The sequence below is a fragment of the Mycetocola sp. Y444 genome (genome assembly GCF_059445295.1).
The window spans coordinates 107210-123991 of sequence record NZ_JCAIUB010000002.1 but is presented as its reverse complement, the minus strand read 5'-3'; the positions used below and the strand labels follow the sequence as shown (position 1 = coordinate 123991).

Here is a 16782-nt window from a genome sequence, read left to right as displayed (position 1 = left end):
TGCCGTGCTGAATCCCGGCGGACGCCGGGATATGAGAAAGCGGGATGCGCCGCCGGAACCCAAGACAGAGGCACCCGGCCAGGATCAGGCGGACACACCCGCGCTCTCACAGGTACTTCCGCCTCAGCGCACGGTTTGGATGCACCCACGCTGAAAAAGTGTGGAAGTTTTTTTGGCTATGGCGCTGGCTCTGCGACTGTCGTATGCTCCTTCGCGGGAGGCACCCATTCGGGGCATAAAGATGCCATGACAAAGGAGTGCCGAACATGAAAAAGAAGAACACAGTCTCCGCGATCGTCGCCGCAGCAGCGGCCCTGATCCTCGTCGGACCGATCGCGCCAGCGAGTGCGCACGGCTCCACACCCCCCACCGGCTCCATCGTCGACGTCGCTGTCGCGGCATCCGGTGGTGGAACCCCCGACAACAACCCGTACGACTACGATCTGCTGATCCAGGCGTTGGGAGCCACCGGGCTGGCACCGGTGCTCGCAGACACCTCGCGTCGGTTCACGGTCTTTGCACCGAACGACCGCGCGTTTACCCGGCTCGTGACAGATCTGACCGGTGCGGCGCCCGCGAGTGAGGCTGCAGCGCTGACGACGATCACGACAGCACTCACCACGGAACAGATCAGCAACGTCCTGCTGTACCACGTGGTGCCCGACCGCTCACTCGGAGCGATCGAGGTTCTCCTCTCCAAGTCCATCACCATGGCGAATGGAGGGGTGATCAAACCACGGCTGACCACGCTCCGCGACGAGAACACGAGTCTTCGCGACCCGCGCCTCATTCTGAAGCAGCTCAACATCCGCGCGAGCAATGGTGTTCTGCACGGCATTGACCGGGTGCTCGTACCCGCGGTTCTCTAACCGACGGGGCCCGAAGGGGGTCGACGCTCTCCTGGAGAGCGTCGGCCCCTTTCGGGCTGAGCGTCACTTCGCCAGCGACTGGTCGTGCTCGTCGTGCGCCCGCTTGAGAAGCGCCATGAGTTCCGCCTCGTCGCGAACCCACTGACGGTACTTGGGCTGCAGGGATCGGATGGCCTCCTCCTCGACCACGAGCTGGGCGAAGATGCGATTGCGCTCGCTCTGGTCAGCCGTGTATTCGAGGTCAACGTATGAGGTTGCGTGGCGGCGCGCTCCGGAGATCGCGGCATGCGCTTTGCCCTTCGGACTCACCATTGACGCCACGACAGTGACGACGAGTACCCCAAGTATGAAGGTCAGAGAGACGCCGGTGCTGATCTCGACAACGGGAACGTGCTCACCATTGTTGATGAACGGCACGTTGTTCTCGTGCAGCGCGTGCAGGATCAGCTTGACGCCGATGAATCCGAGAATCGCGGCGAGGCCGTATGACAGGTAAACGAGGCGGTCGAGGAGCCCGTCAATGAGGAAGAAGAGCTGGCGAAGCCCGAGCAGCGAGAACGCCGTCGCGGTGAACACGATGAAGACGTCCTGCGTGAGTCCGAAGATTGCCGGGATCGAGTCGAGCGCGAAGAGAATGTCGGTTCCACCGATGGCCACCATGACGAGGAGCATCGGAGTGAGAACGCGCCTCCCGTTCTCGACAGTGAAGAGCTTGTCTCCGTCGTAGTGCTCGGATGTCGGGAGCACTTTCTTCGCCAACCGGATGATGAGGTTGTCTGCCTCGTCCTTTTCGTCTTTCTTCGGCTTGAGCATGTTGCCCGCCGTGAGCAGGAGGATGAGCCCGAAGAAGTAGAAAACCCAGGCGAACGAGTTGATGAGCGCTGCGCCGAGGAAGATGAACGCGGTGCGCGCGATGAGCGAGAACACTATGCCGAACAGCAGCACCTTTTGCTGGTCTTCACGGGGAACCCGGAAGCTCGACATGATGATCAGGAAGACGAAGAGGTTGTCGACAGACAGCGCCTTCTCGGTGATGTAGCCGGCGAAGTACTCCGAGCCGGGGCCGGTGCCTCCGAAAATGAGAACTCCGAGGCCGAAAACCAACGCGATGCCGATGTAGATCGACGACCAGATCGCCGCTTCCTTGAGCGTCGGAACGTGGGCCTTGCGCACGTGGAAGAAAAAGTCGAACGCCAGCAGCGCCAGGATGAAGACGATAGTGAGAGTCCAGATCAGGGGTGATACCTGCACGGTTCTGCTTTCGTTCGAGGCCGGCAATCGGTGCGCGCACCGCGGAGTCAGGACAAGCCTACGCGGGAGGGGTCTCGGGGTTCCAGAACGGATGCCGCGGCCAGCGATGCACGCCACCGATCCGCAGCGGCACGATCAGCTGCTCGAAGCCCCCAACTGCCTGAGCAAGGCTGCGAACTGGGCGCGCTGCTGGCTGGTCAGCACCTCGAGCTCGTCCGCCTCGAGCCGAACGAGAGCGATCATCGCCGCATCGACGCGCGCCGTGCCCTCGGCCGTCAAACGCGCCAGGTTGCTTCTGCCGTCATTGGGGTTCGGCTTACGCACGATCAAACCGCGCTCGTGGAGGTTTTCCAGGCGGTTGGTCATCGCGGGAGTCCCGATCATGGTTGCTCGCGAGAGCGCCATCGGACTCATTTCGTGGGGAGGGTCGACGCGCCGAAGCGCGGCCAGGACGTCGAATTCCCAGCTGCTCAGATCCGCTCGGCGGAACGCCTCTGCCCTCAGTTCGTTCAGGCGGAGCGCGACGCGACGAAGGCGCGACATCACATCAAGCGGAGTGAAGTCGATCTCCGGGATGCGCGTAGCCCAGGCGTCAACGAGCAGGTCCACCTCGTCGTCGTCGTTCATGCCGCCCACATCCCTCGAAGAACCCGCCGACGCGGTGATCCGCACAACGCCATGCGGTAAGTCTGCAGACTTCCCCATCCGCCGTGCAACCGGCACACCGAATGACATCGAGTTGGGGCCGCAATAGACGCGCGACTGAGCCAGCCGCAACCGCGGCCAGTGCTCAGCCCCGGGTCTTTACGTTCCCGTTGATGATGGATATGCGGAGCTCGTCCAGCCGCGCCTCGAGCTCGTCCGGAATCTCTGCCTCGAATTCGCCGAATCCGGCGAGGCCCGTCGCCTCGTTGTCGAGGTCTCCCACATACGGCGTCGGGTCGAATTCGCCGGTGCTCGCCTCATCGATGATCGAGACGACCGCGTTCGTCATCCGTTTCTCAACGCTCGTCAGCGCAATGTCAGCAAAGTCGGGTGCGGTGACGGAGATATCGGAATCGACACCGATCAGCATTGCGCTGTTTCCGTTGTCACGGATCGCCTCAGCCGCAGCCACGAAGAGCGGGCCTGCGACAGGGAACAGTACATCTGCACCCTGATCGATCTGCACCTGAGAGATCGACTTCGCCTGCACCTGGTTCACGAAGTCACCGACGAAGGTACCGACCTGCTCTTCGGCGTCCCACCCGGCGACCTTCGTCGGGGTCTGGTTCTCCTCCGCCCATGCCTGTGCCCCGTAGTAGTAGCCGTCCATGAACGACGTGACGGATTCGTTTTGGACGGCACCGAACGTGCCGATCGTGTGGGTCTTCGATTGGGCGGCTGCGAGGTAACCGGCGAGGTAGCTCGACTCGTCCATCAGGTACGTCACCGGCTTGAAGTTTGTAATCGATTCTTCGGTCTGGAAACCATCGACAGACACAAAGTTAATGTCGGGGTTCGCCGCAGCAGCGGCGTTTGCTCCCGCGTTGGCGTCGAAACCGACGCTGAAGATCAGGTTGCAGTCCTGCTCGATGAGGCTGTCGAGGCCCGGCGCGAAATCGTCCGAGGTGTCGGCCTCGAAAGCAATGGTCGCGACCCCCAGCTCTGCTTCGGCCCGGTCCAGCCCGTCGCGAACCTGCTCATTGAACGAGTTGTCGTTCCAGCCGCCGGCACCAGACACAGCACAGGCGAGGAAGTCTCCCGACTCCCCTGCGCCCTCCGGAGCGGCGCTATCGGGCGCCTGGCCACACGCGACGAGGGCCGGGAGGGCGAGAAAAACCAGGGTCGCCGTCGCTATCGCACGGGAGGAGCGGGAAGTCACAGGTATATCCAATCCGAAGGCAGGTTGGTACGATATAGATCCAATTGGCAATATTGGTATCATGGTTCTTCGCGAATCGGCTTGTCAATGAGCAATACAACGCTTGTGGTTGCACCGGAGGGAGTCATCGATGTCCGAGGCCATGGTTGGGTATGTTCGGAGCCACCTCGGCGGATCCGCGCCACTCTACTTACAGGTCCGGGATGCGATCGAGAGCTTTATCCAAAACGATGAGCTTCCGCATGGCACCCAGCTGCCGGTTGAGCGCTCACTCGCGGATGCCCTCGGGGTCTCCCGCGTCACGGTACGCAAGGCATACGAAGGCCTCGAACGCCACGGCGTTGTGGCTCGTCGCCGTGGTGCAGGGACCTTTGTCCAACGGAACCAGGTCCAGGGCAGCCTTCGGCTTCTCTCCGGCCTGAGTGATGAAGTCGGCGGCGGAGTCGACACCATCCGAACCCGTGTCGTTGAGCTGGGCTACCACGCCCCCAGCGCGAGCGCCAGACGCGAATTGGGGGTGCCCGACGATGCCCTGTCGACGATCAGGCTCGTGCGCGTCCGTTACATCGGCGACGTCGCCAGCACCTACGAGGTGTCATGGATGCCGGCGGCAATCGGTGCCAGCCTGCTCGGCACCGACATGACCGATAAGTCCCTGTTCCGGCTGCTTGTCGACGAGCAGGGAATCACCCTCGATCACGCCACCGAGACGCTCAGGGCGACCTCACTCGATCAATTCGAGGCAGAACAGCTCGAGTGTGCATCCGGAACGGCCGTCTTCCTGATCAATCGCACGACGTTCGACTCCGGCGGAAAGCCGGTCGAATACGCCGAGACCCTGCTTCGCGGGGACCGGTTCTACTACGTCACGACTCTCCACGCGGCAGACCAGTTACTCGCTGATCCCGGCAGGGTTACCACGGCGTTCACGCAGGAAAGCGCGTGACGGCATCCGTACCCCGAAGGCTCCGCGACCTGACCCTTCTGCCCGGCCCCGGAGACACGACGATCGTCGTGGCCTGCGATTCGGTCGGAGGGATCGGTGAACTGCCCGGAGACACTTTTCTCACCGAGAACAGGACAGTCGCCCACTTCGGCGCCCGGGTGCCGCTTCTGGAACTGATCTGCGCCGGCGCGAAACCATCGCTGATCGTCAATACGCTCTCCCTCTCGCTCGGGGCGGGTGGCCTGGAGATGATCGCGGAGTTCCGCGCACTGGCCGGCGAACTGGGGCTAGACCCCGACACCGGCGTCACGGGGTCCACCGAGGATAACGTGGCGGTCACAGCCACGGGCTTCGGTGTCACCGCCATCGGCACCGCGTCGGCGCTCACGGTCGGCAGCACCGAGCCCGGCGACAGCATCCTCTGCGTCGGTGTGCCACTGAGCGCTCCGGAACACCGGCTGGTCGTCGGCGACCCACGGATGCCGTCACTCGCGGAAACCCTCCGCATCGCCGCGACAGCGGGAGTGCACGAGTGCCTGCCCGTCGGGTCTCGGGGAATCCTGGCCGAACTGGCCGACCTCCTCAGCCCCTCCGGGCTCGCCGCCGAGCCTGTCGCTCACGACCTCGACGTGCACGCGACAGCGGGGCCGTCCACCTGCGTGCTCGTTTCGGCGACATCCGCTGCCGAAACCGTGCTGAGAAGCATCCGCCCCGACCTTCCGATCACGCGCATCGCCACCGTCAACTGCCCCAGACCGGAGCCCTCCAGATGACCTCCCAGACGTCGACACCGTCGACCCTCGACCCCATCCTGCTCGACCGCGCGCTCGGGACCGTCTACGGGGTAGCGCTCGGCGATGCGATGGGGATGCCGGGAGAACTGTGGTCCCGGAAGCACATCCAGGACCACTTCGGACGCATCGACAGGTTTCTCGACGGGCCGGACGGCCACTTCGTCGTGGATGGTTTCGTGGCGGGACAGGTGACGGATGACACGCAACAGATGCTGATGCTCGCTGAGTCGATGCTCTCGACCGGCGGAACCGTCGACGTGGTCACGCTCGCCAGGGACCTCGTCGCCTGGGCGGACCGGGTCGGCGCGTCAGAAGGGCACTTCCTCGGACCGACAAGCGCCCGGGTGATTACGGCCCTCCGCAACGGTGCGGATGCCACGGCCACCGGGGTGGCAGGAACGACAAACGGCGCCGCCATGCGGATTGCGCCCATCGGCATCGTCGGCATGCGGGGTGGAGACCTGGATGCCCTCGTCGACCAGGTCGAGGCGTCGTGCCGCATTGCCCACGGGACCAACATCGCCATCGCCGGGGCCGCGATGGTGGCCGGCTATATCGACAGTGCGATTACATCGGCGCTCACGGCAGATTCGGCCGTCGCCGCAACCGTCGAGACCGCGGCGAAAGCAGCTCTCGATGCGGGATATCGAGGGATGCAGCGGGGCGAAGACGTTGCTGGAGCGTCACTGACCGCACGCGCCGAATGGGGAATCACGCTCGCGGGCATGGGCATCGACGACGATGCGTTTCTCGAGAACATCTACAATATTGTCGGCAGTGGTACGGAAACCACGGAGTCCGTACCGGCCGCGATTGCCCTCGCTGTCAGGGCACAGGCTGATCCGCACCGCTGCGCGCTCCTCGCTGCCAACCTCGGTGGCGATACCGACACGATCGGGGCCATGGCCGTCGGCATGGCGGGAGCGGTTGGGGGGTTTGCGTCGATCGACGCGGACCTCGTCACCACACTCGACCGGGTGAACGGGCTTCCGTTCGCCGATGTCGCCACCCGGCTCGCCGCCCTGAGGCAGAGCTCCACCGAATAAGGCAAGGCATGAAACCGCTCGTCGAACTGCACGTCCATATCGAAGGCACCCTCGAACCAGAAATGGTGTTCGACCTCGCGGCCCGAAACAACATCCGGCTCCCCTACGCCAGCGTCGCCGCGCTGCGCGAGCTGATGCAGTTCGATGACCTCCCCTCGTTCCTTGACCTGTACTACGAGTGCTGTGCGGTTCTCCGCACCCCCGAGGACTTCCGCGACCTGATGCTCGCGTACCTCCGGCGGGCAGCTGTGGCCGGTGTCGCTCACGCCGAGATCTTCTTCGACCCGCAGACGCACACCCTCAGGGGCGTGCCCATCGACGACGTCATCGATGGGCTGCTCGACGGCATCGCGGCCGCGCACCACGATCTCGGGGTGACAGCCGGACTCATCCTGTGCTTCCTTCGTGACCGCCCGGTCACCGAGGCCGCGGCAACCCTCGAGTCAACCGCACACCGGGCAGGCGACCTGCTCGGCGTCGGACTCGATTCGGCCGAGGTCGGCTACCCGCCGCACCTGTTCGCCGACGTGTTCGAGCGAGCCCGCGAACTGGGACTCCGCACCGTTGCGCACGCTGGCGAAGAGGGCCCGGCGGAGTACGTTCTTGAGGCACTCGACGTGTTGGGGGCTGAACGCATCGATCACGGCATCCGTTCGCTGGACGACCCGGTGCTGGTCGAGCGCCTGCGGAGCGAGCAGACGCCCCTCACCATCTGCCCGTTCTCGAATGTGCGGTTGCGTGCGGTGGCGGATCTCGCCGGGCACCCGTTGAAGCGGATGCTGGATGCCGGGCTCAACGTCTCGATTCACTCCGACGATCCCGCGTACTTCGGCGGTTACATCGATGACAACTATCGCGAGGTCGAAGCGGCGCTCGGTTTGTCGGCCGCTGACCTCGACACGCTGGCCACGAATGCGATCAACTCGGCGTTCATCACCGAGGAGCGGCGCGGTGAGCTGCGGGGCGAGAGGCTCGTCGTAACCGGCGGGAGCCGATAACCGACATCCGACGGCATCGCACCCGTCACTGGACTGAAACACTATGCTGATTGACTAAATTCATAACTTCACATCTCCCAATGAATACCGCCTGGAGAGACCGGACTGGAACCGGCGCCGAAGGGGAAAACGCCCAAGAGCTCTCAGGCTAAAGGACAGGCAGAATTCGGGAACTCTGGAAAGTGGAACCCCATGGGTCCACACCGACGGTGCAAGCGGGAACGACCTTTCCGTGAATCTCTCAGGTCAGATACAGAGCGGGTGCCGCGATCCTACACGTGTGCCCGCCGCCTTTGAAAGTGAGATCTGACCCGTGACCAACATCCCCACCATCGAACCAGACGGCGCTCGACTCGCGAGCTATATCGATCTCTACAAACATCTGCACGCACACCCGGAGTTGTCCATGCAGGAGCATGCAACCGCCGATCTGATCGAGGAGAGGGCCCGCGCGATGGGCGCGGAGACCTTTCGTTGCGGCGGAACCGGGGTCGTCGCCATTATCCGCAACGGCGACGGGCCGACCATTGCCTTCCGGGCCGACATTGACGGCCTGCCCCTGGAGGAATTGACGGGCCTCGACTACGCGAGTGTCGACCACGGCGTTCTCGCCGATGGCACCTCCGTTCCGACCATGCACGCCTGCGGGCACGACGCCCACATCACGTCGGCGATCGCGGCCGGCGAACTCCTCGCCGAAAACACCGACCTGTGGTCGGGCACCCTCGTTCTGATTTTCCAACCGGGCGAAGAGACCGGAGCGGGTTCAGCGGCAATGATCGCAGACGGCCTGTGGGACAGGGCGCCACGTCCCGAGATCGTCCTCGGGCAGCATCTCTCACCGGCCACAGCGGGGACCGCGACCCTGCGCTCCGGAAACGTGATGTCTCTCGCGGATTCATGGGAGGTCACCATCAACGGCGTCGGAGCCCACGGATCCCGTCCCGAAGACGCCATCGATCCCATCGTGGTCGCAGCGTACACAATCACTCGGCTGCAGACGGTCGTCTCGCGCGAACTCAATCCCCAATCGGCAGCTGTCGTCACCGTCGGCACCTTCCACGCCGGGCTGAAAGAGAACATCATCCCGTCGAAGGCGGTGTTCACCCTCAACATACGGTCAACCGATGAAACGATCCGCGCTCAGGTGCTCGCATCCGTGCGCCGCATTGTGCTCGCCGAGTCCGCGGCGGCGGGCGCTGACGAACCGACCATCACCGAGTTGTACCGCTTTCCGCGCAACTACAACGATCCAACGGCAACGCCAGAGGTCGTCGCCGACCTCGCCGCCGCTCTCGGCCCCGAGAACGTCGATGGTTTTCGGACCCAGTCGATGGGAAGCGAAGACTTTGGCTGGCTCGGCGACAGCATCGGAGTCCCCACGGTGTTCTGGTGGTTCGGCGCGTATGCTCCCGGTCGTTTCGACAGCGGCGATGCCGTTCCGGGAAACCACTCAGCCCTCTTTGGTCCTGACGCTGACGCGGTCGTGCCGACAGGCATCCGTTCTGCACTCGCCGCAGTTCTGGGCCAGTTCTCGCGACGAGCCAAGCGATGAGCGAACAGCACCCCTGGCAGTGGGAAGACGCACGATGGCGCTCGGCTGTCACTGCCGTCCGTGCCGGCACGAGTCTGGCTCAAGAGTGGCCAAATGGCGCGAAGTCGGTGGTCGCGATCTCCTTCGATTCCGATCACGAAACGCCGAGCCTGCGAGACGGGAACCTCTCACCGGCAGCCCTGTCACAGGGAGAATTCGGTGCCCGCGTGGGTGTGCCCCGCATTCTCGAACTGCTTGAACGTCACGCCGTCCCCGCAACGTTCTTCGTACCTGCGGTGTGCGCCCTCCTGCGCCCGGACGAGGTGCCGCGCTATATCGCTCGCGGCCACGAGGTCGGCGTGCATGGCTGGATCCACGAACGTAACTCGCTTCTCGCCCGCGCCGACGAACTCGATCTGCTGACGAGGGCGCTCGAGGTACTCACCGCACAGGCCGGCGTGCGCCCGACGGGGATCCGCACTCCGTCCTGGGACTTCTCACCCGACACGCTCGGTGTTCTCCGTGAGCTCGGTTTCTCATACGACTCGTCGCTGATGGCCGACGATGAGCCGTATGAGCTGCTCGAACACGGCGACCCCACCGGAATCGTCGAGATCCCCGTCGAGTGGATTCGCGACGACGTGCCGTACTTCGGAATGGACCGGGCTACCGCGCTTCGGCCGTACACGCCACCTGTCGCTGTCGGCGAGATCTGGCGTGCCGAGTTCGACGCCTCGTACAACGCTGGGGGCGTCTTCCAACTGACCATGCACCCCCACGTGATCGGGCATCGCTCGCGCATCGCAATGCTCGATGCCCTCCTGACCCACATCAGGTCGCACTCCGACGTCTGGATAACGACGCACGGCGACCTCGCCCGATTCACCAGCAACACGACACCAAAGGAAAGCTGATGCCCTCACATGTTCTCGTCACCGGTGCAGCGAGCGGACTCGGCCTCGCAACGGCGCGGAGGTTCGCCGAGCAGGGCGCCGACGTCTCACTCGTCGACTATCGAGCTGAAGCGGTTGCCGCCGCCGCACAGGACATCCGGGATGCAACCTCGGTTCGCGTGTCACACTTCGTTGCGGACCTGCGCGAGCCGGAGGCACCGGGAACCGTCGTCCGTGACGCCTGGTCGGTATCGCCAGTCGACGTTCTCGTCAACGTTGCCGGGATCTACCCGTCCACGCCATTTCTCGAACTGGATGCCGCCACATGGGATGCTGTGCAGGACATCAACGTTCGAGCTCCCATGCTCGCGATCGTTGCGCTTGCCCGGTTGGCGATCGAAGCTGGCCGCGAAGCATCCGTCATCAATATCAGCTCAACGGCGGCCGAGCGTTCACGCCCGGGATCGTCGGCGTACAGCACATCGAAAACCGCTGTCGACATGCTCACCAAGTCAGCTGCGCTCGAACTCGGCGCTCACCGGATTCGCGTCAACGCGGTTGCTCCGGGCTTCGTCCCCGTTGACAGCGACGTTAATCCCGTGACCGATGAGTATTCGAGCATCGTCGGCGCAAATCCGCTCGGTCGGCCGGGAAGCGCCCTGGACATCGCCAACGCCGTCGCCTGGCTTGCGAGCGATGAGTCCTCGTGGGTGACAGGCACGATACTTCGCGTGGATGGCGGGTCATCGACCGGGTCTCACAAACTGCCGCCCAGCTGGCCGCAGACGCTTGTGTAAGAAACAGCCCGTTCTAAATTGGTGTGCCAAGTGGGAGTACGGGCAGGGCGTCGTCGTGACCGTAGGCGACGTCCTCGAGCGCAGCCACCCGTCGCCTGACACTCGCGCGCTGCGACTCAGGACGATCGGCAAGGCATTCCAGCAGGGCAATCCGCACATGTTCGTGCAGTTCCGGTGACCGGAGAGTCGACTCAAATCGACGAAGTATCGTCCACGATATAACTTCGGACGCGCCCGACCGCTCCGCGGTTGGCAGGGCATCGAGCGTGTCAAGCGCCGCTCTGACCGTGACGTCGACCACTGCAGAGAGCCCGATGCCACCATCCCGTTCCTGCAGGCGGATCCGATTGAGGCGCTGGGGCGCGAGCAGAAGCGAGACGATGAGGTCTGTGCCGACTCGCACAGCGGAATCCTCATCGAAGGAACCGGAGGTCCGCCTCTGGATCCCGCCGTCCCGCCGTAGCCGGCCCGCGCTCGGGTCAACCAGAATGCGAAGAATCCGCGGCTCGATCGACAGGAAGGCGGGGGAATAGAGTCGCGCGAGTTCCCTCAGGGCCCGACGTTGAATATCGGGCGCCACTGCGCTGCTCTCACCACGGAACTGCGCATCTCGGGCCGAACTGGCATAACGACGCGTGGTGCCGCCAATGAGTTTGGCGACTGCGACGGCCTGGTGCCGGTGGAGTAAATAGAGAATCGTGAATCTGCGTTCGATCTCGTTGCTGTCGCTGCCCGGCGGCACGACTCCCGGGCCGAAAGACTGCAGCGCAACCGCGCGCACTGACTCCATGGTTGTCAACGCGTCCAGCGGCGCCCCAGGAATGATCCAGGTCGCCCCGGTGCCGTCGCTGGCCTCGTCCAACCGGGAATCAGCGTCGGTGACGTACGGCAGATCACTTCCGGCGGTCTCAGCGGCCGGCGCATAGAGTCGGGCCACAATGTGGTGGTCCCACGGCCCAAGCCCCGAAACATAGGCCGAGTCGACGTCAATTCGATCGGGACGGACGGCGAACGCCGCCGCCGGGTAGTCCATGACCGAGGGAACAGGGTGAAGGTGGGACGCGAAGTTGTGAGCAAAGCCGAGTGCGTGCCCAATCTCGTGGGCCGCGAGTTGTCGTGTACGTGCCGCCACCAGGCGCTCTACCTCGGATTCCCTCCCCGTCGCATAGGGGGCAAGAACCGCCTCAGCGGTTGCGCGCACCTGCTCGATCCGCTGCGAACCGAGACGCACGACGCCGCGAAGGATTTCGCCCGTCCTCGGGTCTACCTGGGTCATCCCGTACGACCAGCCGCGGTCAACGCGGTGGATCCACAGGACCAGGTTGATCCGAGGATCCCGCGGGTCAACGTGTGCAGGCAGCTCTTCAACCGAATATGCGCCGGTCAGGCCGATGCCCTCAAAGGCCGACCGCCACCAGTTGCCGCCCTCAAGCACACTGGCCCTCACCGCGGCTGGCATGCCGGGATCGAGGTAGAAGACAATTGCGGGGGACTCCCCCGACAGACGGAAGCGTGTCGCCAGGGAGCGCGGAGCATCCCGAAGCGCAATCTCGTCGAACCCATGCACCACGAGTCCCGGCATCGCTCCGCTGTCATCAGCCAGTTCGAGCGCCGTATACCCGGAATCCGGGAGTGGACGCAGGGTGACCTGTTGCGTAATCGTCACTGTGTCGCCCGGCGCCGGATGCCCACGCGGCGTCAGGTGCATCGATTTCGGCGAATGCCCGTTCACCTCGGTAGACGGCGTGGGTTCGGGCTCAACCGGCGAGAAGGTCAGGCGCACTTCGAGTGCAAGAACGTCGCCATAGAACTGTGAGCCGACGACCGAACTCAGATCCGGGCGTTGCTCGTATCGCACACCGCGTGAGCCGGAAAGGAGCCGACCCGCCTCAAACAGATCGAGCATCGCGAGGGCAACAGGATCAAACCGACAGTCGGCATCCACGTCGGTTATGGCCAGAACTGACGTGGCGAACGAGGCCGCAACCGCATGGCTCACATCCGACGGCGCTTGCCAGTCGTTGAACTGCGTGCTTACAGCGCTGACGGAGACGCGTGTGCCACTGACCCTGGTGTGACACAGAAGTGAGGCGGCGACGTCACCCCGGTCAAGCCCGACACCGGAGTCCCCCACCCCTTCGAGCAGGGTCGCGTGGAGCAGAAAACCCTCGCGGGTTGCCGGCCACCGCGCAGGCCCTGGCTCAGCCGTCCCGGTGACGTCGGCCGCCGTGACTGCCTCAGTCAATGCTGAAGCCGGGTGCACCCGGAACGGCAGCGAGCAAGGCCCGTGTGTAACTGTGGGCGGCGTGTGTGAACAACTGTTCCGCCGGAGCCGACTCTACGACGTCGCCCCGGAACAGCACGACGACGTCATCGCTCACTTGCTTCACGACAGCCAGGTTGTGGGAGATGAAGAGCATCGTGAGATTCTTCTCGACACGAAGACGGTCGATGAGCTGGAGGACTTCCGCCTGCACTGAAACGTCGAGCGCCGAAGTGATCTCGTCCGCGATCACGATTTCCGGGTTGGTGATGAGGGCGCGCGCGATGGCGATTCTCTGCCGCTGCCCTCCGGAGAACTCGTGGGGATATCGCGCGATTGAATCGATCGGCAACCGAACGTCGCTGAGCGCACTCTCGATCGCCTCGCGGTGCTTTCGTACGTTCTGGCGCACCGGATCGATCGCTTCAGCGAGCGCCTCACCGATCGTTCGCCTCGGGTTAAGCGAGGAGTACGGATCCTGGGGGATCATCTGCACCCGTCGGCGGAACTGAACCCGTTCCTTCGCCGACATCGACGACACGGTGCGGCCGTCGAAGACGATCTCGCCGGACGTCACGGGAACGATTCCGAGGATTGCCTTCGCGAGCGTCGACTTGCCTGACCCGGATTCACCAACAAGGCCGACGGTCCGGCCGTGTGGAACGCTGAGGTCGACATTGTTCAGTGCGACGGATGCGTTGGCACCGTGGCCAAACTTCACTGTCACGCCTTCGACGCGCAGAGCGTCCCTCGATTCGTCGGTCACGGGCGAACCTTTCTTTCGTCGCTCAAGCGGGGCACGGTTTCGAGCAACATCTTCGTATACGGGTGCGTCACATTTCCCGCTGCGAGATCATTTCGATTCACAACCTCGACAATCGCGCCGTCCTTCATCACCAGAACGCGGTCACACAGCGCCTCGACAACTCCGATGTCATGCGAGATGAACAGCATCGAGGTCGACTGTGTTTTATTGATTCGGCGGAACTCCCGAAGAATCTCGGCTTGCACCGTCACATCGAGTGCGGTCGTCGGTTCGTCTGCGACGATGAGAACGGGGTCGGTGGCGAGTGCAGACGCGATCATGGCCCTCTGCCTCATTCCGCCCGACAGCTCGAAGGGGTGGGAGTGCAGGAGTCGTTCAGGACGCACGATGTGCACCTTGGCCAGCATCTCCATAATTACTCTGCGCGCCTGTTTCTTTGACTGCTTCTTGTGCACCCGAAGAACCTCGGTCAGCTGAGAATTCATAATGAGGGCCGGGTTGAACGTCGTTCCCGGGTCCTGATAAACCAGCGCAACCGAGGTAGCCAGCTGCTTCTGTGAGACGGAACCGGCGAGCATGTCCATGTCGCCAATGCGCAATTCCGTTGCGCTGGCGCTCAGCCCATCCGGAAGCAGCCTGGCCAGGGCCATGGCTGTCAGAGACTTACCACTTCCCGATTCGCCGACGACCCCGAGAATCTCTCCCCGTGCAATCGAGAACGAGATCCCGTGAACGAGTTCCTCACCATCTGAGCGGACGACCGAGAGCTTGTCGACATTCACCAACGAGTCGCTCGACGTGCGGGGAGCAGAGCCGCCGGCGATCTTCGGAGCACGCAAGCGCACTTTCGAACTCCGGGGATCGGCCGCGGCCGCAAGGCCGTCGCCGATGAGCATCGCCGCGAGCGACATCAGGATGATCATCACTGTCGGGCCGACAACTTCGATCGGGCGTGAGTAGATCGCGGGAAGCGAGTCGGCGAGAAGGCGACCAAGGTCGTACTCGGGGGTTTGCACGCCAAGGCCTACAAATGACAACGCAGACATCGAAACGAGGCCGACCGAGAAGCTGGACGCCACCTGAATCAAAAGGGGTTCCGCCATGTTCGGCAGAAGATGCTTGGTGATGATGAGCCGGTTGGGGACACCGAGAAGTCTCGCGGTCACAACGAAGTCGCGTTGATAAACGGATGCTGCGAGGTTGGCCGTCAATCGCGCGATCGACGGGATGTTCGCAATTCCGATGGCCAAAACAAGCTGCCACGAACCTGACCCGAGGATAGCGGCAATGACAATGGCGACGAGCAATTCCGGGTATGAGACGACGGTCTCGAGAACCCTCAGTGACGCCTCACGAACCCGGCGGGGTGCGATCCAGATCGACGTACCGATGAGGACGCCGGCCACAACGGAAATCGCCGTGGCGAGCAGGGTCATGATGAGGCTCAACTGGGTGGCGACAAGTGCCCGCGCCAGCAGGTCACGGCCGAAGCTGTCGGTCCCCAGAGGGTGCTCGCCTGACGCCGGAAGGTTTGTCTGGTTCGTAACCTCGCTCGCAGCTGTTGACATTGTCATCGGTGCGATGATGGCAATGGCCACGACAACAGCGAAAAGACCCAGACCTCCTATGAGGCCGGGAGTCCAGCGAAAGCTCGATGGGCCACGTTTACCCACCCCGGCAACAACCGCGCGGTCAGCGGCAGATAACTTAGTCATTCTTCCCTCCGCGGGTTCGGGGATCAATGATGCCGAGAGCGATGTCGACGAGCAGGGTGAGCACCGACGCCAGGATGGCGAGAACGAGCACGATTCCCTGGATGAGCGGGTAGTCCTTGGTGGCAACGGCGTTCACGACGCCCAGTCCGAGTCCTGGCAGGTTGAATACGGTCTCGACAGTGATTGCCCCACCGAGCATGCTCACGAGAATGATTCCACTGAGCGTTAGTGTGCTCGTCAGGAGATTTGGCAGCGCGTATTTCGCGTAGAGACGCAGCCCGCCAAGCCGCCAGCCCCGCGCGGTTCTCATGTAGTCCTGCTCGAGGACGACAGCGGTTTCGCGGCGCACGACGCGAGCGATCGAGCAAATAGACCGAATGCTGAGCGCCAGGACTGGCAGTACGAGAGAGGCTGCCAGATTGTTGCGCGAGTACGCGGGTGGAAGGACCTGCAGGGAGACGGCGAAGAGCAACACAAGCAGCGTCGCCATCACGTATGGCGGGATCGCTGACAGGAACGCGGTGACGTACCCGAATGACGTGTCGAGCCACTGACGCCGGCCGTTCCGCGCCAACACACCGACCACCATCCCAATGGGAATTGCGCAGACCAGCACGATCACCAGAGACAGTACGGAGATTCCTGCGGTAAACGGCAGACGGTTCGCGATCACCTCGGTGACCGGGGCGTTGAGCGAGAACGAATGGCCCAGATCGCCCTGCGCAATGCCGGCGACGTAGGAGACAAACTGTTCAAAGAGTGGCCTGTCAAGACCGAGTTCGGACCTCACCTGCTCGATCCGCTCGGCCGATGCATCGGGTCCAGCCGCGCTGACAGCCGGATCGCCGGGGATGAGGGGAACGATGAGGAAGGTGGCCACGATCGCCATCACTATGGTGCCCAACAGGCCCATGAAGCGCTTCACGCCGAAGGCGACCCACGGTGATACCGTCTTCGCCGATTCTTCGGGCCCGCCCGGAACGGGCACTTCCGTGGAAGTGCCCGTTCCGGCTGTGATTATTGGTTCAGTCACAGGTTCGCTTTCT

15 protein-coding genes and 1 riboswitch are annotated in these 16782 nt (G+C 63.5%); of the genes, 8 read left to right on the top strand and 7 right to left on the bottom strand.

What is annotated here, in order from left to right; translation table 11 throughout:
- Positions 1–266 precede the first annotated feature (266 nt).
- Positions 267–869: a fasciclin domain-containing protein gene (locus tag AC1C2M_RS07360; RefSeq protein ID WP_483405085.1), complete on the top strand. Its 603-nt coding sequence runs from the start codon at positions 267–269 to the stop codon at positions 867–869.
- Between the two features lie 63 nt (positions 870–932).
- On the opposite strand, the gene AC1C2M_RS07355 is transcribed toward AC1C2M_RS07360, so the two are convergent.
- The 3 genes from AC1C2M_RS07355 to AC1C2M_RS07345 form a co-directional block, all read right to left on the bottom strand.
- Positions 933–2120, bottom strand: coding sequence for a TerC family protein (locus AC1C2M_RS07355; RefSeq protein ID WP_495435795.1), 1188 nt, complete (start codon positions 2118–2120; stop codon positions 933–935).
- Positions 2121–2255: 135 nt separating this feature from the next.
- Positions 2256–2747, bottom strand: a complete 492-nt coding sequence (locus AC1C2M_RS07350) for a MarR family winged helix-turn-helix transcriptional regulator (RefSeq protein ID WP_483405083.1) — start codon at positions 2745–2747, stop codon at positions 2256–2258.
- A gap of 163 nt (positions 2748–2910) precedes the next feature.
- On the bottom strand, positions 2911–3984 hold the full coding sequence (locus AC1C2M_RS07345) for a BMP family lipoprotein (RefSeq protein WP_495435794.1): 1074 nt from the start codon (positions 3982–3984) through the stop codon (positions 2911–2913).
- Positions 3985–4114: 130 nt separating this feature from the next.
- Here AC1C2M_RS07345 and AC1C2M_RS07340 point away from each other — a divergent pair, with 130 nt between their 5' ends.
- From AC1C2M_RS07340 to AC1C2M_RS07310, 7 genes are all read left to right on the top strand, one after another.
- A complete protein-coding gene (locus AC1C2M_RS07340) occupies positions 4115–4930 on the top strand; it encodes a GntR family transcriptional regulator (protein WP_495435793.1) in 816 nt (271 codons plus the stop codon).
- Positions 4927–5703 carry a hypothetical protein gene (locus AC1C2M_RS07335; RefSeq protein WP_495435792.1) on the top strand — a complete coding sequence of 259 codons (777 nt, stop codon included), beginning with the start codon at positions 4927–4929 and terminating at the stop codon, positions 5701–5703. Before AC1C2M_RS07340 ends, AC1C2M_RS07335 begins: the two co-directional genes overlap by 4 nt.
- Positions 5700–6770, top strand: coding sequence for an ADP-ribosylglycohydrolase family protein (locus tag AC1C2M_RS07330; protein WP_495435791.1), 1071 nt, complete (start codon positions 5700–5702; stop codon positions 6768–6770). The genes AC1C2M_RS07335 and AC1C2M_RS07330 overlap by 4 nt, the downstream gene beginning before the upstream one ends.
- Before the next feature lie 8 nt (positions 6771–6778).
- The gene (locus AC1C2M_RS07325; protein WP_495435790.1) at positions 6779–7768 is read left to right on the top strand and encodes an adenosine deaminase; all 990 of its coding nucleotides are present in this window, start codon (positions 6779–6781) and stop codon (positions 7766–7768) included.
- A gap of 81 nt (positions 7769–7849) precedes the next feature.
- Positions 7850–7937, top strand: a riboswitch (glycine riboswitch).
- Positions 7938–8081: 144 nt separating this feature from the next.
- A complete protein-coding gene (locus AC1C2M_RS07320) occupies positions 8082–9323 on the top strand; it encodes an amidohydrolase (RefSeq protein ID WP_495435789.1) in 1242 nt (413 codons plus the stop codon).
- The gene (locus AC1C2M_RS07315; protein ID WP_495435788.1) at positions 9320–10216 is read left to right on the top strand and encodes a polysaccharide deacetylase family protein; all 897 of its coding nucleotides are present in this window, start codon (positions 9320–9322) and stop codon (positions 10214–10216) included. Before AC1C2M_RS07320 ends, AC1C2M_RS07315 begins: the two co-directional genes overlap by 4 nt.
- A complete protein-coding gene (locus tag AC1C2M_RS07310) occupies positions 10216–10992 on the top strand; it encodes an SDR family NAD(P)-dependent oxidoreductase (protein WP_495435787.1) in 777 nt (258 codons plus the stop codon). The genes AC1C2M_RS07315 and AC1C2M_RS07310 overlap by 1 nt, the downstream gene beginning before the upstream one ends.
- 13 nt (positions 10993–11005) lie before the next feature.
- Here AC1C2M_RS07310 and AC1C2M_RS07305 read toward each other — a convergent pair whose 3' ends face one another.
- The 4 genes from AC1C2M_RS07305 to AC1C2M_RS07290 are packed head-to-tail and all read right to left on the bottom strand — an operon-like array spanning position 11006 to position 16769.
- Positions 11006–13237 carry a zinc-dependent metalloprotease gene (locus AC1C2M_RS07305; RefSeq protein WP_495435786.1) on the bottom strand — a complete coding sequence of 744 codons (2232 nt, stop codon included), beginning with the start codon at positions 13235–13237 and terminating at the stop codon, positions 11006–11008.
- Complete coding sequence (locus AC1C2M_RS07300; protein WP_495435785.1) at positions 13230–14021, bottom strand: ABC transporter ATP-binding protein; 792 nt, start codon at positions 14019–14021, stop codon at positions 13230–13232. The genes AC1C2M_RS07305 and AC1C2M_RS07300 overlap by 8 nt, the downstream gene beginning before the upstream one ends.
- On the bottom strand, positions 14018–15736 hold the full coding sequence (locus tag AC1C2M_RS07295) for a dipeptide/oligopeptide/nickel ABC transporter permease/ATP-binding protein (protein WP_495435784.1): 1719 nt from the start codon (positions 15734–15736) through the stop codon (positions 14018–14020). Before AC1C2M_RS07295 ends, AC1C2M_RS07300 begins: the two co-directional genes overlap by 4 nt.
- The gene (locus tag AC1C2M_RS07290; protein ID WP_495435783.1) at positions 15729–16769 is read right to left on the bottom strand and encodes an ABC transporter permease; all 1041 of its coding nucleotides are present in this window, start codon (positions 16767–16769) and stop codon (positions 15729–15731) included. Before AC1C2M_RS07290 ends, AC1C2M_RS07295 begins: the two co-directional genes overlap by 8 nt.
- Positions 16770–16782 lie beyond the last annotated feature (13 nt).

What these genes read in the sequence shown, in the direction of transcription:
- AC1C2M_RS07360 (WP_483405085.1), top strand. Translation starts at nt 267, where the DNA reads ATGAAAAAGAAGAACACAGTCTCCGCGATCGTCGCCGCAGCAGCGGCC.
- AC1C2M_RS07330 (WP_495435791.1), top strand. Translation starts at nt 5,700, where the DNA reads ATGACCTCCCAGACGTCGACACCGTCGACCCTCGACCCCATCCTGCTC.
- AC1C2M_RS07325 (WP_495435790.1), top strand. Translation starts at nt 6,779, where the DNA reads ATGAAACCGCTCGTCGAACTGCACGTCCATATCGAAGGCACCCTCGAA.
- AC1C2M_RS07340 (WP_495435793.1), top strand. Translation starts at nt 4,115, where the DNA reads ATGTCCGAGGCCATGGTTGGGTATGTTCGGAGCCACCTCGGCGGATCC.
- AC1C2M_RS07310 (WP_495435787.1), top strand. Translation starts at nt 10,216, where the DNA reads ATGCCCTCACATGTTCTCGTCACCGGTGCAGCGAGCGGACTCGGCCTC.
- AC1C2M_RS07315 (WP_495435788.1), top strand. Translation starts at nt 9,320, where the DNA reads ATGAGCGAACAGCACCCCTGGCAGTGGGAAGACGCACGATGGCGCTCG.
- AC1C2M_RS07350 (WP_483405083.1), bottom strand. Translation starts at nt 2,747, where the DNA reads ATGAACGACGACGACGAGGTGGACCTGCTCGTTGACGCCTGGGCTACG.
- AC1C2M_RS07295 (WP_495435784.1), bottom strand. Translation starts at nt 15,736, where the DNA reads ATGACTAAGTTATCTGCCGCTGACCGCGCGGTTGTTGCCGGGGTGGGT.